The 19,823-nt window shown below is 65.2% G+C and carries 17 protein-coding genes; 8 read left to right on the top strand and 9 right to left on the bottom strand.

What is annotated here, in order from left to right; translation table 11 throughout:
• Positions 1-140: 140 nt before the first annotated feature.
• Both FBZ93_RS12325 and FBZ93_RS12320 read left to right on the top strand, forming a co-directional pair.
• On the top strand, positions 141-917 hold the full coding sequence (locus tag FBZ93_RS12325; RefSeq protein ID WP_146986244.1) for a sulfite exporter TauE/SafE family protein: 777 nt from the start codon (positions 141-143) through the stop codon (positions 915-917).
• Between the two features lie 39 nt (positions 918-956).
• The gene (locus tag FBZ93_RS12320) at positions 957-1,901 is read left to right on the top strand and encodes an MBL fold metallo-hydrolase (protein WP_146986243.1); all 945 of its coding nucleotides are present in this window, start codon (positions 957-959) and stop codon (positions 1,899-1,901) included.
• Positions 1,902-2,327: 426 nt separating this feature from the next.
• Here the strand turns inward: FBZ93_RS12320 and FBZ93_RS12315 are convergent, their stop codons facing one another.
• On the bottom strand, positions 2,328-3,737 hold the full coding sequence (locus FBZ93_RS12315; protein ID WP_146986242.1) for a flavin monoamine oxidase family protein: 1,410 nt from the start codon (positions 3,735-3,737) through the stop codon (positions 2,328-2,330).
• A 198-nt stretch (positions 3,738-3,935) separates the two neighbouring features.
• Here FBZ93_RS12315 and FBZ93_RS12310 point away from each other — a divergent pair, with 198 nt between their 5' ends.
• Both FBZ93_RS12310 and FBZ93_RS12305 read left to right on the top strand, forming a co-directional pair.
• Positions 3,936-4,817: a YiiX/YebB-like N1pC/P60 family cysteine hydrolase gene (locus tag FBZ93_RS12310; RefSeq protein WP_246667456.1), complete on the top strand. Its 882-nt coding sequence runs from the start codon at positions 3,936-3,938 to the stop codon at positions 4,815-4,817.
• Between the two features lie 187 nt (positions 4,818-5,004).
• Positions 5,005-6,603, top strand: a complete 1,599-nt coding sequence (locus FBZ93_RS12305; protein ID WP_146986589.1) for a glycosyltransferase family 39 protein — start codon at positions 5,005-5,007, stop codon at positions 6,601-6,603.
• A gap of 34 nt (positions 6,604-6,637) precedes the next feature.
• Here FBZ93_RS12305 and FBZ93_RS12300 read toward each other — a convergent pair whose 3' ends face one another.
• A complete protein-coding gene (locus tag FBZ93_RS12300) occupies positions 6,638-7,585 on the bottom strand; it encodes a hydroxymethylglutaryl-CoA lyase (RefSeq protein WP_146986241.1) in 948 nt (315 codons plus the stop codon).
• Positions 7,586-7,592: 7 nt separating this feature from the next.
• Entirely contained in the window at positions 7,593-8,762 is a 1,170-nt protein-coding gene (locus tag FBZ93_RS12295; RefSeq protein WP_146986240.1) for a CaiB/BaiF CoA transferase family protein, read from the bottom strand.
• A gap of 172 nt (positions 8,763-8,934) precedes the next feature.
• Between FBZ93_RS12295 and FBZ93_RS12290 the strand changes: the two genes are divergently transcribed.
• From FBZ93_RS12290 to FBZ93_RS12280, 3 genes are all read left to right on the top strand, one after another.
• Entirely contained in the window at positions 8,935-9,858 is a 924-nt protein-coding gene (locus tag FBZ93_RS12290; protein ID WP_146986239.1) for a LysR family transcriptional regulator, read from the top strand.
• Between the two features lie 185 nt (positions 9,859-10,043).
• A complete protein-coding gene (locus tag FBZ93_RS12285) occupies positions 10,044-11,456 on the top strand; it encodes an MFS transporter (RefSeq protein WP_146986238.1) in 1,413 nt (470 codons plus the stop codon).
• 94 nt (positions 11,457-11,550) lie between these two features.
• Positions 11,551-12,303, top strand: a complete 753-nt coding sequence (locus FBZ93_RS12280) for a sulfate transporter family protein (RefSeq protein ID WP_146986237.1) — start codon at positions 11,551-11,553, stop codon at positions 12,301-12,303.
• On the opposite strand, the gene FBZ93_RS12275 is transcribed toward FBZ93_RS12280, so the two are convergent.
• The 6 genes from FBZ93_RS12275 to nth all read right to left on the bottom strand — a co-directional run bounded on the left by FBZ93_RS12275 (position 12,295) and on the right by nth (position 19,253).
• Complete coding sequence (locus FBZ93_RS12275; RefSeq protein WP_167529011.1) at positions 12,295-13,932, bottom strand: DHA2 family efflux MFS transporter permease subunit; 1,638 nt, start codon at positions 13,930-13,932, stop codon at positions 12,295-12,297. The two genes, FBZ93_RS12280 and FBZ93_RS12275, sit on opposite strands and share 9 nt — an antisense overlap.
• Positions 13,929-14,441, bottom strand: a complete 513-nt coding sequence (locus tag FBZ93_RS12270; RefSeq protein ID WP_146986236.1) for an isoprenylcysteine carboxyl methyltransferase family protein — start codon at positions 14,439-14,441, stop codon at positions 13,929-13,931. The genes FBZ93_RS12275 and FBZ93_RS12270 overlap by 4 nt, the downstream gene beginning before the upstream one ends.
• Positions 14,438-15,499, bottom strand: a complete 1,062-nt coding sequence (locus tag FBZ93_RS12265) for a type III polyketide synthase (RefSeq protein ID WP_146986235.1) — start codon at positions 15,497-15,499, stop codon at positions 14,438-14,440. Before FBZ93_RS12265 ends, FBZ93_RS12270 begins: the two co-directional genes overlap by 4 nt.
• Positions 15,500-15,631: 132 nt before the next feature.
• Positions 15,632-17,263, bottom strand: a complete 1,632-nt coding sequence (locus FBZ93_RS12260; RefSeq protein WP_146986234.1) for an MFS transporter — start codon at positions 17,261-17,263, stop codon at positions 15,632-15,634.
• Positions 17,250-18,401 carry an HlyD family secretion protein gene (locus FBZ93_RS12255; protein WP_433995404.1) on the bottom strand — a complete coding sequence of 384 codons (1,152 nt, stop codon included), beginning with the start codon at positions 18,399-18,401 and terminating at the stop codon, positions 17,250-17,252. The genes FBZ93_RS12260 and FBZ93_RS12255 overlap by 14 nt, the downstream gene beginning before the upstream one ends.
• A gap of 66 nt (positions 18,402-18,467) precedes the next feature.
• Positions 18,468-19,253 (bottom strand): endonuclease III, encoded by a 786-nt coding sequence (gene nth / locus FBZ93_RS12250; RefSeq protein WP_146986233.1) that lies wholly within the window; start codon positions 19,251-19,253, stop codon positions 18,468-18,470.
• Positions 19,254-19,275: 22 nt separating this feature from the next.
• On the opposite strand from nth, the gene FBZ93_RS12245 reads away from it, so the two are divergent.
• On the top strand, positions 19,276-19,800 hold the full coding sequence (locus tag FBZ93_RS12245; protein ID WP_146986232.1) for a DUF2244 domain-containing protein: 525 nt from the start codon (positions 19,276-19,278) through the stop codon (positions 19,798-19,800).
• Positions 19,801-19,823 lie beyond the last annotated feature (23 nt).

The following is a 19,823-nucleotide window of genomic DNA, read 5'->3' as shown; positions in this document are numbered from 1 at the left end:
GCAAGCGCGCCGCCGGGCGCGCACCTCCAGCGACGAAGGCGAAGCCTTCGCGCGGGGATGACGGGTTTGATTGACTTGCGGTCGTATTTGAATCTCGATACGAGCGCGCACGCAGATCGAGCCTCATCCCCTCGCCTCCCATGACCTCCCTCAGCCTCATCCCGTCCGACATCTCGACCAGCATCGCGCTGGCGATCTGTGCGATCGCGTTCGTGTCGGGCACGGCGCGCGGCTTTTCCGGGTTCGGCTCGGCGCTGATCTTCATGCCGCTGGCGAGCAGCGTCGCGGCGCCGCGGCTGGTGGCGGCGCTGCTGCTGATCATCGACTTCATTGCGGCCACGCCGATGCTGCCGAATGCCTGGACCCACGCCGACCGCAAGGCGACCGCTGTCATGGTGGCCGGCGCGCTGGTCGGCGTTCCCATCGGCACCTATTTCCTCACCGTGCTCGAACCCGTGACGACGCGCTGGATCATCTCCGGCTTCGTCGCGGCGCTGCTGGTGCTGCTGCTGTCGGGCTGGCGCTACCACGGCAAGGATCACGCCGCGCTCTCGATCGGCGTCGGCGGCCTCTCCGGCTTCTGCAGCGGCCTCGCGCAGACCGGCGGCCCGCCGATCGTCGCCTACTGGCTCGGACGCCCGATCTCGTCAGTGGTCTCACGCGCCAACATCGTGCTGTTCTTCGGCGCCTCGGATTTCTTCTCGCTGGTCAGCTACTGGTTCACCGGATTGATCACGATCGAATCGGCAAAATTCTCGCTGATCGTAGGTCCGATCTACGGCATCGGCGTCTGGTTCGGCGCCTCGCTGTTCGGCAAGGCGAGCGAGCAGGTGTTTCGCGCGATCTGCTACGCGCTGATCGCAGCGGCCGTTATCGTCGGCCTGCCCGCGCTTGATGGCATTTTGCGCGGCGGGTAGGGTCGGCAGAGCTCAGAAGAAGACTGCGGGAGGAACACCATGATCGATCGCCGCACCACATTGAAACTGGCGCTCGGCAGCGCCACCATGCTCGCGGCTCCCAGCGTGCGCGCGCAAAATGCCAAACCACGCACCCGGATCGTGTTCCTCGGCACCAAGGGCGGCCCGCGCGTCGGTATCGGCGCCTCCAACCCCGCCAATCTCGTCGTCGTCAACGACACGCCCATTGTCATTGATTGCGGCATGGGCGTCAGTCGTCAGCTGGTCAGCGCCGGCGTGCCGATCCCTTCTGTGAAGTACATCTTCATCAGCCACCACCATTCCGATCACAATCTGGAATACGGCAATCTGTTCTACAACGCCTGGGCGGCGGGCCTCTCGACGCCGATCCATTCGTTCGGTCCCAAGGGCATCGAGGCGATGACGAAGGAGTATTGGGAGCTGAACAAGTTCGACGTCGAGACCCGGATCGAGGATGAAGGCCGGCCCGATCCGCGAAAGCTCCTGATCGCGAAGGACATCACCGACGGTGGCGTGGTGCTGAAGACGCCCGACGTGACGGTGACCGCGTTCCGCACGCCGCACCCGCCGATCGTCGACAACTTCGCCTACAAGTTCGAGACGCCGGACGGTGTGATCGTGTTCTCCAGCGACACCGCCTACAATCCGAAGCTTGCCGAGTTCGCCAAAGGCGCCGACGTGCTGGTGCACGAATGCCTTTACATTCCGGCGGTCGATCGCCTGGTCGCCAAGACCAAGAACGGCGCGACACTGAAGAAGCATCTGCTCGACAGCCACACCTCGACCGAAGACGTCGGCCGCATCGCCGCCGCCGCCAGCGTCAAGACGCTGGTGCTGAGCCATTTCGTGCCCGGCGACGATCCGCAAGTCACCGACGACGACTGGACGCGGGATGTGAAGACGAATTTCAAGGGCCGGATCGTGGTGGCGAAGGATCTGATGGAGCTGAAGCTGCCGGTGTGAGAAGGCGCGGACTCTCTCGCCTCGTCATTCCCCGGTGCGCAATTGCCCACCTGAGGGCGTGCGAAGCACGAGCCCGGAATGACGGAGGGAAAGGGACGCGGGACCCCCGGCTTCCCTTGCGCCTTCTGATTTCAGAGCGGCGAAATGAGATGCAAAGCTCGGGCAAATCATGTCGCGAGAATGCTGACTATGACCACAGGCCGCCGAACACATTCGGTGTCGTCCCTGCGAAAGCAGGGACCCATAACCACGAATGGTTATTGGCGAACGACGTTGGAACGACGAGTCCCGTTCACAACGTCTGCTGCGGCGTATGGGTCCCTGCTTTCGCAGGGACGACACCTATAGTGTGGCAGCACCCAACGCCAAATCACAGCACGCGCGATGGTCAAGCCGGCCACGCGCAGCCGTCTCCTCATCCAACCATCAATTCATCGGCCCGGCCGATCGCGGCGCGCGACGCTTGTGTTTTGCGGCGGGGGCTGCGGGCTCCGGCGTCGTCTCCTTCACGCCGCCGATCCTGCGCAACGCGGCGTCGGCAGCGCGCTCGCCGCTCTCCCAGGCGCCGTCGACCGTGCCCCACAGCGTCTCATGGGTGGCCTCGCCGGCGAGATACATCGCGCCGATCGGCTCGGCCAGGATCCGGCGCGAGAATTGCGCGCCGGGTGAGGCGACCGACATCGCCCCCTGAATGAAGGGCTGTGCATTCCAGCGCGTCGCGCTGGTCTTCTTCACGGCGGCGCCGACCTCGCTGCCATAGAGCTTCGTCAGCCATTCCACCGCAAACGCAGCCATCGCCTTCTCGCCCTGCGCCGACAGGTCGCGGCCGAACGAGCCTGCGACGTCGATCGTGCACAGCGAGGATCCGGCGATGTTGCCGTAGAGCAGCGCGGTCTTGGTCGAATTGCTCTGCTCGATGATGACGTCGTCGCGCGACAGCCCGAGCGGATTGCCGGGGATCTGCAGTGCGATGCGATCATAGCTGCCGAGGTTCAGCTTGGCGGCGGCGTCGAGCGCGCGCTTCGGAAGCTCGGGCGCGAACTTGATATTGCCGCTCGCGAGCACGTTGCTCGACACCGTGACGATAGCGGCGCGCGCGGTGATCTTGCCGGATGCCGTCTCGACCATCACGTCGCGATTGCTCCACAGGATGCGTTGCGCCGGCGTCGACAGCACGAGCGGCAGCCCCTCGCCGAGTTTCGCAATCAGCGCGCCGAGCCCCTGCCGGCAGGCGATCGCGGTGTTGCGATCCTGCGCGCGCACCTTGTCGACGGCGGAGAGATCCTTCAGATCCTTGCCGCTGAAATTGGCGCCGAGCAGGAATTCCGCGGTGCCGGCCCAATCGCCGAGATCCTTCGGCATCGCTGCGGCGCAGGCGATATCGGCCTTGCGCGAGGCGTCGTCGATGGCGCGATTGGCGCGTACCAGCGCGGCCAGGAATTCCTCGGTCTCGCCGGGGCGGGCGTAGCGCCGGCCGATGCGGATCTTCTGGCCCGCGGGCGCCGTCACGATGTCGAGTCCTGCGGAGCGCGCCAGGCGGATCATCGGATTGGTTTCGGGATTGTGCATCCAGCGCGCGCCGCGGTCGAACGGCACGTCGAAGCTCGATGCGTCGGTCTGGCAGCGGCCGCCGATCTGGCCGGACGCCTCCACCACGATCACCTTGCGGTTCGCGGCGGCGATCCGTCGCGCCGCGGCAATGCCTGCGGCACCCGCGCCGATCACGACGATGTCGGCCTCGCGCGGCGGAGGCGCGGCAAGCGCCCGGCCGCCAAATACTGGCGCCAGCGCGAGAGCAGCCGACGCCGACAGGAAATCGCGGCGGGTCGCTGTCATGACATTGTTTCTGGCATGGTTTCCGGGGACTTGCAGAGAATGGGAACGCTTCGCGAACTGTGCCGCATCTCACCGATCGCAGCAACACTCATGGTAAATCAATCATGATTGATCCGCCGATGGCATGAACTAAATTGCAACGGCTTGCGACCATGATTAAGTGAACACAAGCGGTCGTAGAACCGCTGGGGGGAATCCATGGGCGTAATGCTCGATACCGTCGGTAAATGGATCGCGGGGTACCTGTCGAAGGAAGTCCCCGGTTACGAGCCGTTCACGCCGAGCGACCCGGACCATCTGCGGGGCATCATGCAGCCCGGCGATGTGCTGCTGGTCGAAGGCAACAACCGCATTTCCGGCATCATCAAGTATCTCACGCAATCGACCTGGTCGCATGCCGCGCTGTTTGTCGGACCGATCGACGGCGCGTTCGAGCCCGACGGCGAGCAGCATGTGCTGATCGAGGCCAACATCGGCGAAGGCGTGACCTCCGCGCCGCTGTCGAAATACCTGTCCTATCACACCCGCCTCTGCCGTCCGGTCGGACTGTCGTTCGAGGACCGCACCACGGTGTGCCGCTATGCCATCAACCGCATCGGCTTCGGCTACGACACCAAGAACATCGTCGATCTCGCGCGCTATCTGTTTCCGCTGCCGATCCCGCAGCGCTGGCGCCGCCGCATGATCGCATTCGGCTCCGGCGATCCGACCAAGATCATCTGCTCGGCGCTGATCGCGCAGGCGTTCGACGCCGTGCGCTATCCGATCCTGCCCAAGATCACCCGCGCCGCCAGCCGCAAGGCGCGCCGCGAGATCCTGCATATCCGCGATTCCTCGCTCTACATGCCGCGCGACTTCGACATCTCGCCCTATTTCGAAGTCGTCAAACCCACCATCGTGCACGGTTTCGACTACACGGCCCTGCACTGGGCCGACAAGCAGAAGCCGCTCCAGGAGGTAGCCGGCGAATTCAGTGTGTTTCCAGAGCGTAAGTCGCCGCCGCTTGTTCCTGAAGCGATTGACGAAGAGGCGACGCTTCCGGCTGCGGAAGTGATCAGCACGGAGCCCACGCCGGGATAACGGCCGCCGATGCCAGACGCCGGATACCGCGCGCTCCGCGGACGGCCGCATCAACCATGATCTGGAATCGGTCTCGTCGTCCGGCTTCGTCGTTGAGTTCTCGCTGCTGCATCACTAGGGTGCGCGCGATTCAAGCTTGCTTTCATCCGGTAGTTTTACGGTGTTTTCGTTGTTCGATTTCTCGGCGATGGCCGCCGCGTCGGAGAAGGACCCGGCACGCTGGCGCCGTCCATTCAACAGCTGGCTCGAGGGAATCGAGACCGGGTGGTCGATCCCGTTGCTGCTCGTCCTCTTCGTCGCGATCTGGACGGCGTATCTCATCATCGCCTATCTCGGTGCCGGCCTGCATCCCGACGTGCTCGAGACCTGGACGCTCGGCCGCCACCTCGCCTGGGGATACCCCAAGCATCCGCCACTGATGGGCTGGATCACCCGGGGATGGACCGCGGTCTTTCCGCTGAGCGATTGGTCGCTGCAGCTGATGGCGATGGCCAACGCAGCCGTGGCGCTGTGGGCGGTCGACTTGATCTCGCGCCGCTTCGTCCGCGGCGAGAAGCGCGCGATCGTCCTGCTGCTGGCGATGCTGCTGCCGGCCTATCAATTCCACGCCCAGCGGTTCAACGCGAACGCGGTGCTGCTGGCATCCTGGCCGCTGGCGACCTATTGCTTCCTGCGCGCGTTCGAGGCGCCACGGCAACTCGGATGGGCGATCGCGGCAGGCGTGGCCTGTGCACTCGCGATGCTCGGCAAATATTATTCGATCTTCCTGGTCGCAAGCTTCGTTTTCGCGGCCGTGCTGCATCCCGGTCGCCGCCGCTATCTGCAGTCGGCCTCGCCCTGGATCTCGGCGCTGACCGGCATGCTGGTGCTCGGCCCGCATCTGCATTGGCTCGCCACGACGGGCGCTACGACGTTCGACTATGCGCTCGCGCATGCCGGTGCCGATCATGTCGCGGCGCTGTGGGAAGTCTCCTACTTCATCATGGGCCTGATCGCTGCCCTCTCGGTCGCGGCGGTGACCTGGGCGTTCATTGCCGGCCGGCGGCTGGCGCGGCTGCCTGCGGATTTCCGCGCAATGAACCCGGGGCTCCGTCTGCTCCGGCTGGTCGCAATCGGCACCATCCTGTTTCCGGTGATGGTGTCGCTCGCGATCGGCACCGACCTGCCCTCGCTCTGGGCGGTACAGGGCCTCTTCCTGTTCATCGTGCTGATCGTGTGCGGAACGAGCTACCCGATCGAGCGGTTCTATGCGGTCAACCTGGCCGTCATGGTGGCGGGCATCGCGATTCTCGCGGTTGCCGCCGGCGCTCCGGTCCACGCACTCTATCGCCACGCCCACGGCTATGAAGAAGGCCGCGGCTTCTATCATGCAGTCGCGACCGAGCTCACCGAACGATGGCACGATGCGGCCGGGACGCCGCTCGCGGCCGTTAGCGGCGACGATGCGCTCGCCTTCGCTGCCGCCTTCTACAGCCCGGATCATCCGTTCTATGCCCGGCCGTTTGCCTATCAGTACACCTGGGGGCTGCCGCGCAAGACCACGCTCGATCGCGGCTGGGCCGCATTGTGCTTCGCCGACCAGCCGGATTGCCTGAGCTGGATGGCGCGCACGACGTTGCGCGCGACGGACGTCTTTCGCTCCGAGTTTGACGCCCAGGCGACGCTGCTGGGCAGGCCCGGCCGAACACGGCGGGTCGTGATGCTGATCGTGCCGCCCTACCGCGAAACAGCCCCAATGCAGCCTGATGTCGAGGATTTCAGCTCGAGCCACCGCATCCGCGACTGATCAGAACGTTGCCGATGCGCGGCGGAAGGTCAGGCTACGCCGCCTTGGCCTTGGCGCCACGCGGCAGGCCGGCGCGGGCGAGGCCGCCATAGAGCTGCTCGTTCGGCATTTCGGCTTTCAGGATCGCGCGCACCTCGACCAAGCGATCGAGATCGATGCCGGTCGGAAATCCCTTGCTCTCGCAGAGAAAGACGAGGTCCTCGAACACGACATTGCCGGTGGCGCCCGGCGCGAACGGGCAGCCGCCGAGGCCGCCGAGCGAACCATCCAGCACGCGGGCGCCTTCATCGAGCGCGGCCGAGGCATTGGCGATACCCATACCCCGCGTGTCGTGCAGATGGACGCAGACCGGCTTGGAGCCTGCGATCTTCACCGCGCCGCGCGTCAGCCCGCCGACCTGCTTCGGTCCGGCATAGCCGACGGTATCGGCGATCGCGACCATGTCGACGCCGACCTCGTAGAGCTTCTCGGTGAGGCGCAGCACCTCATTCGGATCGACCGCACCGACGATCGAGCAGCCCAGCCCCATCGAGATCGCCGCATTGACCAGCGGCTTGTGTGCGCTGGCGTCGCGCAGCTCGCAGAGCCGCTTGATGTTCTCGATCGCGGATTCGCGCGAGCGGTTGGCATTGGCCTGGCTGTGCTCCTCGGTCGCCGACACCACCGAGGCGATCTCGGCGACACCGGAGGCCAGCGCCTCGTTGACGCCGCGCTCGTTCAGCGCCAGCGCGACACCATGCGCGCCCGGCAGCGCGGCGATGGTCGCGACGATATCGCGGACATCGACGAATTGCGGAAAGGTCTTGGCCGGCAGGAACGAGCCGACCTCGAAATGCCGGACGCCGGCGGCATATTCATCGCGCACCCAGCGCTGCTTCGCCGCGGTGGACGGGAATGTCTTTACCAGCTGCAGGCCGTCGCGCAGACCGACCTCGCGCAGGCTCACTCTGTCGTTGGGATAGATATCGTGGACGCGGGTCATGTCAGCCTCACGCAGCGTTTCCGGTTGATGAAATTGTCTGTTGTGCGAGTTCGGCGCGGACCGCGTCGGTATCGGCGCCAAGCACCGGCACCTTCAGGCCCTCGCCGATATTGTGGCCGTTCCACTCGACCGGCAGCGCAGGAACGCGGAACGGCTTGCCGTCGGCATTGACGTTGTGAACGAGGCCACCCGGCCGCAGCACATGTGGGTCCTGCAGCAGATCCTCCGGCCGGTTGATCGGCGAGAAGCAGATGTTGAGCACGTCGAGCCTCGCCGAAAGGTCGGCCACCTTCCAGCCCTTGATCACCTCGGCAACGCGCGGAATGATCCGGTCGCGGGCCATGATGCGGTCCGTGGTAGAGCGCAGCGTCGGATCGTCGGCAAATTCCTGCAAACCGAACTCGCGGCAGAAGCTTTGCCAATGGCCTTCGGTGACGACGCCGATGAAGATGCGGTCACCGCCGGCAGCATCGAAGATGTCGTAGATCGGCCAGGCGTGCTCACGCTCCGGCATCGAGCGCGGCTTGCGCCCGGTCATCTCGTACTCGACCATGTGCTGGGCGACCAGGAACAGGCAGTTCTCGAACAGGCCGATGCGGATGTCGGCACCATCGGCCTTGCCGGCACGCTTCTGGTAGAGCGCGGCGAGGATCGAGATCACGCCGAACATGCCGCCCATGATGTCGTTGGCGGACGAGCCGACGCGCTGCGGCTTCTCGCTTGTGCCGGTCATCGCGGCGAGCCCCGACATCATCTGGACGACCTCGTCGAGCGCCGGGCGATGATCGTAGGGGCCGGAGAGAAAGCCCTTGTGGCCGGCGATGATCAGATGCGGATATTTCGCGCGCAGCTCCTCGGGCCCGAGACCCTGCTTGTCGAGCTGGCCGTCGCGAAAATTCTCCAGGAACACGTCGGCGCCGGCGAGCAGAAGGTGCATCGTGTCGCGGTCCTCGGGCTTGGCGAAATCGAGCACGATGCTGCGTTTGCCGCGATTGAACAGCGGGAAGAACGAGACACCCATGCCGCCGAGCGAGCGGGTCTTGTCGCCGGCCGGAGGTTCGACCTTGATCACCTCGGCGCCGAGTTGCGCCAGGATCATGCCGCAGGTCGGCCCCATCACCATGTGGGTCATCTCGACGACCCTCACGCCCTCCAGCGGCAGTCCGCTCCCGGTCATCGGTTTCTCCGTGCTCGTTGCGCTCTTGATTCAGACGCGTTTTCTTCACGCGAACCGGTACCCACTTCGCTCGAAAACGCTTTGTGATCGGCGCAGGTTAGGCTTCCGCACGCTATCTGAAAAATATAATCTGTCGAATAGTGTATTCGCCGTTCTAGAACGCTGAGCCCCCATGGATTCGCGCCAGCTTCGCTATTTCATCGCGGTCTACGAGCAGCGCAACCTGTCGCGGGCGGCGGATCAGGCCAATGTCGCGCAGTCCGCGCTGAGCCACCACATCGCCAATCTGGAAGCCGAATTCGCCACGCCGCTGTTCGAGCGCAAGCCGCGCGGCATGGAACCGACCGCGGCCGGCGAGCGGCTCTACGAGCATGCCCGCATCATCCTGCGCGCGATGGCGGCGGCCGAGCGCGAGATCAAGGAAGGCGGCAGCGAGATCGCCGGCGATATCTCGATCGGCATGGCCAATTCCGGCATGAAGGCGATCGGCGTGCCGCTGATGCGGACCGTGCTGACGAAATATCCGAACCTGAAGCTGTCGCTGACCGAGAGTCTCTCCGGCGCGACGCTGTTGCATCTGCTGAGCTCCGAGGTCGATCTCGCGCTGGTCTACAACCCGCCGTCGGAAAAGGACCTGGTCGCCGAGCCGGTGCTGGAAGAGCAGATGTTCTGCGTCGGCACCGAGAAGCTGATCGGCAAGAAGGCGCCGATCGCCTTCGAGGAGGTGACACGGCTGCCGCTGATCCTGTTGCGATACGGACTGTCGGCGCGCGCGTTGCTGGATGACCCCGTGCTGCTGAAGCGGCTCGAGGCCAACGCGATCATGCACCTCAACTCGACCAGCGGCATGATCGGGGCGTTGACCGCGGGCCTCGGCTGCACGATCGCGACGACCCACTTCGTCAGCGAGCCGCTCAAAGCACGGCTGCTGGTCGCGCGCGAAGTCGTCGAACCCAAGCTGACCCGCACGCTCTATCTCTGCCGCCTGCGCAACCGCCCGATGACTTACGTCATGGAGGAAATGTGCCGCCTGATCCGCGCCCTGATCGCAGACCAGGTCGGCCGCGGCGCCTGGGAGGCGACGCTTCTGATCTAAAGCGCTTTCAAGCGAAGTGGGTACCGGTTCGCGTGAAGAAAGCGCGTATCAGGAAGTACGATCGAAAATATCGAACGATACCTTCGATATGTTCGTCTGGATTTCTGGCTCCCGGCTGCCAAACATGCGCGAACCGCACGCCTTCGCAAGAAAGGCGGCCATTGCACCATCCGGGGAGGACCATGATGAGCGCCGTCGAACTCGGCTCGGTTGCCGATCTCGCCAACACGACCAGCGGACCCGACCAGATTTCGCGACGGCTCGAGGCGCTGCCCACCTCCGCCTATGTCTGGCGGCTGGTGATCCTGCTCTCGCTCGGCGGCTGCTTCGAAATCTACGATCTGTTCTTCACCGGCTATATCGCCCCGGGCCTCGCCCGCAGCGGGCTGATGACCACGACGACGCAGGCCTTCTTCGGCTTCTCCGGCATCGGCGCCTTCGTCGCGGCAACGTTCGCTGGTCTCTTCATCGGCACCTTTTGCCTCGGCTTTCTCGCAGATCGTTACGGGCGCAAGGCCGTCTTCACTTATTCGCTGCTGTTCTACAGCGCGGCGTCCGTCATCATGGCGTGCCAGACTACGCCGGGCGGCCTGTTGCTGTGGCGCTTCATCGCCGGAATCGGGATCGGCATCGAAGTCATCACCATCGACGCCTACATCACCGAGCTGGTGCCGAGCTGGATGCGCGGCCGGGCGTTTGCGATCAACCAGGCTGTGATGCTGTCGGCAGTGCCGATCGTTGCCGCGCTGTCGTGGTGGCTGGTGCCGGCGACGCCCTACGGCATCGATGGCTGGCGCTGGGTGGTGCTGATCGGCGCCGCCGCCAGCATGATCATCTGGGTGCTGCGGCTCTACGTGCCGGAAAGCCCGCTCTGGCTGGCCCGCAATGGCCGCGCCGCGGAGGCCGAGACAATCATGCGGACGCTCGAGGCTGCATCCGGCGCGGCCCTGCCGCGCCCTGCCCCCGCGGCTGCAGTGGCGCCGGCACGTGCGCCGGTCGAGACCGGCTATGCCGACCTGTTCCGGCCGCCCTACGCCTCGCTCGTCGTGCTGTTCATGATCTTCAACCTGTGCCAGGCGTTCGGCGTCTACGGCTTCTCCAACTGGGTTCCCGCGCTGCTGGTCCAGAAGGGCATCAACGTCACCAAGAGCCTGCAATATTCCTTCATCATCGCCTTCGCCTATCCGCTCGCGCCGCTCTTGGCCGCAACCTTCGCCGACCGCTTCGAGCGCAAATGGATCATTTGCGGGGCCGCCGCCGCGATCTCGGTGTTCGGCCTCGCCTTCGCGCAGCTGACCGCGCCGGCGCTTTTGATCGCCAGCGGCGTGCTGGTGACCGGCGCCAACATGACGCTGTCCTACGCCTATCACGCCTACCAGACCGAGGTGTTCCCGACCGCGATCCGGGCGCGCGCGGCGGGGCTCGTCTATTCGATGAGCCGGCTCAGCGCGACGTTCTCGGGCTTCATCGTGGCGTTCATGTTGAAGGAGGCCGGGGTCGGCGGCGTGTTCGGCCTGATCACCGCGGCGATGATGATCGTGATCGTGACCATTGGTGTCTGGGGACCCAACGTCCGCGGCAGGCCGCTCGACGCCTAGCTCGAAAACGCTGTTACCGCGGCACAGGCAGCACTTGCCGAAGCCGTATTGGGTGGCTACCTCTCGCACGTCAATTTGCAGAGGTAACCCGGTCATGTTCGATGCCGCCATCAAGGCGCTTTCGCAAATCCTGTCGCCGCCGATGCGCACGATCCTGTGGCGCTCGATCGCGCTTGCGCTGGTCTTGATCACCGTGCTCGCGATCGGATTGCAGCGGCTGCTGAGCTGGTTTGCCGACACGGGCGAGGTCTGGGCCGAAGGCATGCTCGGCCCCAACTTCCATTCCACGCTGCACGTGCTGTCCTGGATCATCTCGATCTCGGCGGGCCTTGGCGTCGTGCTCGGCGGCATCTTCCTGATGCCCGCGATCACCTCGCTGGTGGCGAGCCTGTTCGTCGACGACGTCGCCGACCATGTCGAGCGCGAGCACTATCCGGCCGACCATCCCGGCGTGGCGTTGCCGGTCACGCTGGCGACGATCGAGGGCGTCAAGACGGCACTGCTGACGGTGCTGGTCTATCTGGTCGCGCTGCCGTTCGTGCTGTTCGCGGGCGCGGGCTTCATCATCTTCTTCATCGCGACCGCCTGGCTGCTCGGCCGCGAATATTTCGAGCTCGCCGCGATGCGGTTCCGCTCGCCTGATGATGCCAAGGCGATGCGCAAGGAGAATGCGGCAACCGTGTTCACCGCAGGCCTGTTCATCGCAGCCTTCGTGTCGATCCCGATCGTCAACCTGGCGACGCCGCTGTTCGGCATGGCCTTCATGGTCCACATGTACAAGCGGCTGTCGGGTCCGCGGCGCGAGCTGATCGAGCCGGCGCGGCGAAGCAACGTCTCCTCAATCTAGATGCTCTTTTTGAGCATGATCTTTTCGGAAAGCCGGTGTCCACTTTTCCGCATCATGCTCTAGCTCGCATTCCCGCGGCACCTGGAGGGATGCCGGCGCCCGGTCGCGCGCGAATGACACCAGCAAAAGCCCGGCGATCGCGACGCAGGCGAGCATCGCCCATGCCTCGTTGACGGTGAGCGCGAGCGACGCCCGTTCGACCAGCGGCCGGACGAACGCCACCGTGGCATCGTCCGGCGGACCCGGCGGACGGTTGATCAGCAACATCGGATCGAGCCCGACCGCCTGCGCCGCGTTGACATCGCCTGCCAGCAGGCGCGCACGAAAATCCTCGCCATAGATTGGGCTGCGCCCGTAGAGGATGGTGTCGATCAGGGCGATCCCGATCGCGCCACCCAGATTTCGCATCAGGTTGAACAGTCCACTGGCGTCGGCAATTTCGGCCTCCGGCAGGCTGCCCAGCGCAAACCGTGTCGGCGGCAGCAGGCAGAACATGATGGCGACGCCGCGCACGACCTGCGGCCAGAGCATCTCGCCGAAATCGGCCGTCCGCGGCTGGAAGGCGCTCAGTCCGAGACCGAGCGCGAACAAGGCGAAGCCCGTGCCGGTCAACACCAGCGCACCGACGCGACTTTCGAGGAAGGCCGCCAGCGGCGCGGCGACGAGCTGCGCGGCTCCCGTGACCAGCATGATGGTGCCGATCTCGAAGGCGTCGTGGCGGCGGACGAAGCCGAGGAATACCGGCATCAGATAGGTCGATCCGTAAAGCCCGATGCCGAGGCAAAAGCTCAGAGCGCAACCGATCGCGAACGAACGCCGCCGGAACAGGGTCAATTGCGCGATCGGATCCGCCGCGCGGAGCGTGCGCCGGATCAGCAGCGCCATCCCGGCAATGCTTCCGATCAGCAAGCTGAGGCAGAGCATCGAGGCCCAGCCGCGCTGCGGCGCTTCCTTCAGCCCGATCATGAAGCTTGCGAGGGCCGCTGCGAGCAGGATCAGCGACGATTTATCCAGCCTGGAGAACGCGCGAAGATGCATCCCCTCCTTCGGAAGCAGCAACGGCGTGACCAAGGCCGCGAGCGTTCCCGGAATCAGATTGATCAGGAACAGCCACGGCCACGACCAGGTCTGCGTGATCCAGCCGCCGACAACAGGTCCAACGGTCGGTGCGAGCACGGCGACGGCGCCGCCGATCGTGGTGGCGACCGGGTGCAGGCGCGCCGGAAACAGCGTGAATACGGCGGAGAATACCGCCGGGATCAGAACGCCGCCGGAAAATCCCTGCAGAAGGCGGAACGTCAGCAGCACGGCAAAACCGTCGCTGAAGGCGCAGCCGACGGACGCGATGGTGAACAGGCTGACGGCGAGGACGAACAGCCATCGCAGCGACAGTGCATGGGTGAACAGTCCGGTCAGCGGGATCGCGATCACCTCGGCGATCAGATAGGCGGTCTGGATCCAGCTCATCGCCGAGGGCGAGATCGCAAGCGCGCGCTGGATCGTCGGCAGCGAGGTCGCGACGACCTGGATGTCGAGGATCGCCATGAACATGCCGAGGCACATCAGCAGGAAGCCCGCCCAGGTCGCAGCCGATGGGGTATCGGCCGGGTGATCTGCCCGCTCGCTCATGGCGTGCTGATGCGCGGCCAGTCGGAAACCGACAACGCACGGCTCTCGGCGCGAATTCGGACGGCGAGCACCGCACAATTGAGCACGGTGAAGATCAACGCCAACACGGGCAGGTGCAATGCGAGCGACAGCAGCGCGATTTCAGCGACGACGACGGCATAGTTTGGATGCGGAAAGTACCGGTACGGCCCGGATGCGATCAGCGGCGCACCCGGCAAGACGATGATCCGCGTGGTCCATCGCGGTCCGAGCGCGGCGAGGATCCACAGCCGCAAGCCTTGCAGCGCCACGAAAGCCGCTAATGCAGCCAGGTTGACATCCTGGTTGCGGCCCCAGATCCACAGCGCGGTCAGCCAGCCGGCGTGAAGCAGCACGATGAACGGGTAGTGACCGGCGCCGACCTCGATCGCGCCTTGCGCCAGCAGCCGCTCCGTGTTGCGACGTGACAGCACGAGCTCGCCGAGGCGTTGCAGCGTGACCAACGCAAGGATGAGCGAGGCGAAGCTCACGCCGCGTGCCTCAGCGCAACGCAGCTGAGCGTGAAGCCCGGCCCGAGCGCGGTGAGCAGCGCGCGCGGTGGCAGGCCCTTGGCGCAAGCGCGTTCGAGGACGAACAGAACCGTCGGGGCCGACATGTTGCCGCACGCCGCGATGACGTCGCGCTCATGATCGAGCGTGCCCTGATCGAGCGCGAGCGCCCGCTCCAGCGCGGCGATGACCTTGGAGCCGCCGGGATGGCAGAGGAAGCGGTCGATGTCATCGGTCGTCAACTCCATCCGGGCCAGGATTTCGCTCACGGCCAGTCCAACGTGGTCGCGGACGAAATCCGGAATGGTGCGCTGAAACACGACGCCGAATCCTTCCGGATCGACCGTCCAGCCCATGATGCCGAGCGTATCCGGCCACAGCTTTTCGCCGGCCGCCTCGATCCGCGTCGCACCGCCGTCACCGGCGCGCAGCACGATCGCCGCGGCGCCATCGCCGAACAGGCTGGCCGCAACCATGTTCGCCTTGGTCAGTTCATCGTGGCGGACCGCGAGCGTGCAGAGCTCGAGCGCGACCAGCAGCACGTTCGCGCCCGGCCGCGCTTGCGCCAGCCGCGCCGCGATCGAGAGGCCCGACACGCCGCCGGCGCAGCCGAGGCCAAACACCGGCACACGCGACACATCCGGCCGCAGGCCGAGCTTGCCGGCGACGCGCGCCTCCAGCGTCGGCGTGGCGATGCCGGTCGAGCACACGGTCACCACGGTATCGATGTCGCTGCCGGTCACGTCGGCGCGCGCGATCGCCTTGCCGGCGGCATCGACGAACAGCGCCTCGGCGCCTTCCAGGAACGCCTGCGTCCGCTCCGGCCAACCGCGCCGTTCGAGATACCATTCGATCGGCTTCACGCCATGGCGATGCTGGATGCCGGTGTTGGCGAACAGGCTCGAGAGCGTCTCGAATTCGGGATAGCGGTCGGCGAGAAGGTTGCGGGCGGCCTGCAGGACTTGTCCCTGATGGAATAGATGCGGTGGAACCGCCGTCGCCATGGAAACAAGCGCGGCCGTCTGCTTGGTCTCGATCATCGTGGCTCCAGTTCCCCCGGTTGTGGAACCACGCGACGTGCAAAATATTTCAGACGCCGGTGAGATACAGGGAGCGCGGCATTCACTATAAATTGACCCCGGCGGCGACGGCCGCGCCGCGCCGTTCGTCAATCAGGACGCGGCGGCGCCCGGCTTGCGCAGCACATTCCTGATGAAGCCGAGCGGCACCGGCGACAGCGGGCCCTGCGGCGCACGCGTGATCAGGGCCACAATGAACAGCGCCGCGATCGCGAGCCAGAAGCACAGCCAGAAGCCGTCAATGTAGGCGAGCGTGTTGGCCTCGCGCTGCACCAGCGCCGCCAGCCTGCCGACGGCCCGCGCCATCGCCGCCCCGAGGCCGTGGCCGGAAAATTCACCGGCCAACCGCTTCAGCAAGTTCACGACGTCGACGTCGCCGTTCTGGACGTGCTGTCCGAGATAGTTCGAATGGATCTGCTCGCGAACGCGCAGCCACGTTCCCATCAGGGCCACGCCGATCTCGGCACCGCCGAGCCGCATGATCTGGATATAGGCCGCGAACGCCGTCGCCCGCGACGGATCGGAATTGGACAGCGCCATGATGATGATCGGCAGCAGCGTGAACGCCTGCCCCACCGACGTCAGCAGCACGATGCCGACGAAATCCTCCCGTGCCCAGACATGGCTCAGCTGCGTGCCCCAGAGATTGGCGGCCGCGAATGCCGAGAAGCCGAGCACCACGACGATGCGCGGATCGAGATGGCGGAGCAGCAGGATCGAGATCGGCACCAGCACGAACATCGGCAGCGCGCCGTAGGTGAACAGCAGCACGCCGGACTGCTCCGGCCGCAGCGCGCCGACGGCGCCGAGGAAATTCGGCACCAGCGACGAATTCGACAGGCTGGTCAGCGTGTACAAGAGGATGACGATCAGCGAGAGCCCGATATTGCGCGAGAACAGCACGTTGAAATGCGCCCAGGGCCGGGGCGCGACCATCTCGTTGATCATGAAGCCGATGATCAACAACCCGCCCCCGATCAAAAGCGCCATCACGGTGCCCGACGAGAGCCAGTCCAGCCGGTTGCCCTGATCGAGCCCGGCATAGACCATCGCCACGCCGGCGCCGAGCAGCAGCATGCCGCCCCAATCGGCATGGTGCAGCAGGTCGCGATTGACCGGCTCGCTCGGCGTGCCGAGATAGACCATCAGCCCCATCAGCGGCGCTATCACCACGCCCTGCCAATACAGCCACTGCCAGCCGAGATGCTCGACATAGAAGCCGACCAGCGAGCTCGACGAGTCCAGCGCGAATCCGACGCGGATCGAATACATCGCAATTCCCGGAATCCACCAGCGGATCGGCAGGTTGCGCAGGATGATCATCAGCGTCGCCGGCACGAAGGTGCCGAGCAGCATGCCGTGCGCGATGCTGAGCGCAATCAGCGTCGTGTAATCGCGCACGAACGGGATGGTCAGCGAGACCACGGCGTAGACCAGGCTCGGAATGCCGAGCACGCGCCGCAAGCCGAACACGGTGGCAAGCCAGGCGACCGCAGGCGCGACGAAGATCTGCGAGCCGATCGCCGCGGTCGAGAGCCACGCGCCCTCGTCGAAGGTGAGCGAGAACGCGCCGCGCAAATCGGGCAGGCCGATCGTGGTCAGGCGGCTGTCGAAATTCGCCAGGAATGCGCCGAGCAGCACGGCGACAACAGCGAAAAACGGATAGCGCGCGACGTCACCGCGCGAGACCGGACCGCTGCGACGGTCGTCATTATTTTCCGGCATTGGCGACCGCCTCGCCGGTATTGATCCGCGTCACCACCGACATGCCCGGCAGCAGGCGCTCGAGCAGCTTCTGGCCCTTGTCGAACTGGATGCGCACCGGGATGCGTTGCACCACCTTGGTGAAGTTGCCGGTGGCGTTGTCGGGCGGCAGCAGTGCGAATTGCGATCCGCTCGCCGGCGCGATGCGCTCGACCGTGCCGCGCAACCTCTCGCCGGAGAACGTATCCACCGTGACCTCGACCGGCTGGCCCGGCATGACGTTGGTCAGCTGGGTTTCCTTGTAGTTGGCGATCACATAGACGTTCGGCAGCGGCACGACGTTGACCAGGTTGGTGCCGATGTTGACGTAGTCGCCCGGCTGCACCTGGCGCTCGCCGGTGACGCCGTCGAACGGCGCGGCGATCCTGGTGTAGCCGAGCTTGAGCTTGGCCGATGCCAGCAGCGCCTTGGCAGCGTCGAGGTCGGCGGCGCGCTGCTTCTTGGTGCCCTGCAGGACCTCGAGCTGATGGCGCTGCGCGGCGATCACCGCACGGCTGGCCTTCACGTCGGCCTGCGACTTGGCGTAAGCCGCAGTGGCCTGTTCGAGGCGCTGCAACGTGCCGGCATCGGTTTGCGACAACGAGTGCTGACGCTCTTCCTCCTGCCGCGCCAAAGTCTCCTGCGCCTCCGCGGACAGCCGCGAGGCCTCGGCCTGCGCGATGGTCGCATATTGCAGCTCGACCTGGTTGTTGAGGTTGTCGAGCGCGGCCTGCGCACCGACCACGCCCGCCTCGGCCTGTGCGACCTGCGCCTGGTAGTCGGCAGGATCGATCTGCACCAGGAGATCGCCGGCCTTGACGCGCTGGAAATCGGAAACGGCGACCGTGAGCACTTCGCCCGAGACGCGGCTACTGAGCTGGGTGAGCTCGGCCCGCACATAGGCGTCATCGGTGATCTGGATCGTGGCGCTGCCGATCCACGCATTCCAGCGCGAGGTCGCCACAACGACGAAGGCGAGTGCAACGAGCACCGCAAACAGCGGGATCGCGAAACGGCGCCAGAAACCCTTGGTCGCAGATTTCGGTGCGACTGGCGCTGTCGCAGGTGCAAGAGCCGGCTCGGTGACGCGTGAGGAACCGTCTTGAACCTGCTCTGTCACGCTACACTCCTCGATCACGCACCGGAACGCCGGACGAGCCTATTACCACACCATGACGATCATGGCTCAGACGGTCTTCTCCGGCCACCGGCAGAGATCATTGATCAGACACACTTCGCAACGCGGGCCGCGGGCGAGGCAGGTATAGCGGCCATGCAGGATCAGCCAGTGATGGGCGTGCAGCATGAATTCCGTCGGGATCACCTTCTCCAATCCCAGCTCGACCTCAAGCGGCGTCTTGCCGGGTGCGAGTCCGGTGCGATTGCCGACGCGAAACACATGGGTGTCGACCGCCATCGTGTGTTCGCCGAACGCCATGTTGAGCACGACATTCGCGGTCTTGCGGCCGGCACCGGGCAATGACTCGATTTCGGCACGGGTGCGCGGCACCTGGCTGCCGAATTCGGCGATCAGCTTCTCCGAGAGCGCGATGACGTTCTTCGCCTTGTTGCGATAGAGCCCGATGGTCTTGATGTACTCGCGCACTCGATCTTCTCCGAGCTCGACCATTTTCTTCGGCGTGTCGGCGACTTCGAACAGCGGCCGCGTCGCTTTGTTGACGCCGGCGTCGGTGGCCTGCGCCGACAGCACCACCGCGACCAGCAGCGTGTACGGGTTGAGATGCTCGAGCTCGCCCTTCGGCTCGGGATTGGCTTTGCGGAACCGGTCGAAAACCTCGTAGACCTCCTCCGCCGTCCATGGCCTGGGCTTGGCCGCCTTCTTGGCAGCCTTTACGGGCAGCTTCTTTGCCGCACGTTTGGACAGCGGCTTTGCCGCTTTCGCGGCTTTCTTCTTCGGCGCCGACCGAACGCCTGGCGTGTTGGCGCGTTGAGAGCGGATGATTTTGGCCATGAACCGGATATACTGATACGTCATGACCGCAGGCAACGACTTTGATCCCGGCACCGAGGCCGAGCCAAAACTGTTCTCGGCGCTGCTGACGCCGCATCGCTCGCTGAACCGCACCGGCTTCATCGTGCTGATGTCGTTCGTCACCGTGATCAGCTTCATCGCCGGCGTGGTGTTCTGGTGGCTGGGCGCCTGGCCGATCTTCGGCTTCTTCGGCCTCGACGTGCTGGTGATCTACTGGGCGTTCAAGGTCAATTTCCGCACCGCCAAGGCGAGCGAGGAGATCACCGTGACGCCGTCGGAACTGCGGGTGCGCAGGATCAGCCACCGCGGCCATGTGGTGGAATGGGTGCTCAATCCGCTCTGGGTGCGGTTCGAGCAGATCTCGCATGAGGAGTTCGGCATCGAGCGGCTTTATCTGGTGTCCCGCGGCCGCCGGGTCAACGTCGGCAGCTTCTTGAGCCCGGACGAAAAGGCCAGTTTTTCCAAAGCCTTGACGGCGGCACTCAACGCCGCGAAACGCGGCCCGACCTACAACCCCATCACCTAGTCAAGCTTGTCAGAAATCGGGTG

The organism is Bradyrhizobium macuxiense (assembly GCF_007993935.1).
Lineage (GTDB): Bacteria > Pseudomonadota > Alphaproteobacteria > Rhizobiales > Xanthobacteraceae > Bradyrhizobium > Bradyrhizobium macuxiense_A.
This window is presented reverse-complemented; position numbering and strand designations above follow the sequence as displayed.

What these genes read in the sequence shown, in the direction of transcription:
- FBZ93_RS12245 (WP_146986232.1), top strand. Translation starts at nt 19,276, where the DNA reads ATGACCGCAGGCAACGACTTTGATCCCGGCACCGAGGCCGAGCCAAAA.
- FBZ93_RS12310 (WP_246667456.1), top strand. Translation starts at nt 3,936, where the DNA reads ATGGGCGTAATGCTCGATACCGTCGGTAAATGGATCGCGGGGTACCTG.
- nth (WP_146986233.1), bottom strand. Translation starts at nt 19,253, where the DNA reads ATGGCCAAAATCATCCGCTCTCAACGCGCCAACACGCCAGGCGTTCGG.
- FBZ93_RS12280 (WP_146986237.1), top strand. Translation starts at nt 11,551, where the DNA reads ATGTTCGATGCCGCCATCAAGGCGCTTTCGCAAATCCTGTCGCCGCCG.
- FBZ93_RS12320 (WP_146986243.1), top strand. Translation starts at nt 957, where the DNA reads ATGATCGATCGCCGCACCACATTGAAACTGGCGCTCGGCAGCGCCACC.
- FBZ93_RS12285 (WP_146986238.1), top strand. Translation starts at nt 10,044, where the DNA reads ATGAGCGCCGTCGAACTCGGCTCGGTTGCCGATCTCGCCAACACGACC.
- FBZ93_RS12265 (WP_146986235.1), bottom strand. Translation starts at nt 15,499, where the DNA reads ATGATCGAGACCAAGCAGACGGCCGCGCTTGTTTCCATGGCGACGGCG.
- FBZ93_RS12305 (WP_146986589.1), top strand. Translation starts at nt 5,005, where the DNA reads ATGGCCGCCGCGTCGGAGAAGGACCCGGCACGCTGGCGCCGTCCATTC.
- FBZ93_RS12300 (WP_146986241.1), bottom strand. Translation starts at nt 7,585, where the DNA reads ATGACCCGCGTCCACGATATCTATCCCAACGACAGAGTGAGCCTGCGC.
- FBZ93_RS12260 (WP_146986234.1), bottom strand. Translation starts at nt 17,263, where the DNA reads ATGCCGGAAAATAATGACGACCGTCGCAGCGGTCCGGTCTCGCGCGGT.
- FBZ93_RS12275 (WP_167529011.1), bottom strand. Translation starts at nt 13,932, where the DNA reads ATGAGCGAGCGGGCAGATCACCCGGCCGATACCCCATCGGCTGCGACC.
- FBZ93_RS12315 (WP_146986242.1), bottom strand. Translation starts at nt 3,737, where the DNA reads ATGACAGCGACCCGCCGCGATTTCCTGTCGGCGTCGGCTGCTCTCGCG.
- FBZ93_RS12325 (WP_146986244.1), top strand. Translation starts at nt 141, where the DNA reads ATGACCTCCCTCAGCCTCATCCCGTCCGACATCTCGACCAGCATCGCG.
- FBZ93_RS12295 (WP_146986240.1), bottom strand. Translation starts at nt 8,762, where the DNA reads ATGACCGGGAGCGGACTGCCGCTGGAGGGCGTGAGGGTCGTCGAGATG.
- FBZ93_RS12290 (WP_146986239.1), top strand. Translation starts at nt 8,935, where the DNA reads ATGGATTCGCGCCAGCTTCGCTATTTCATCGCGGTCTACGAGCAGCGC.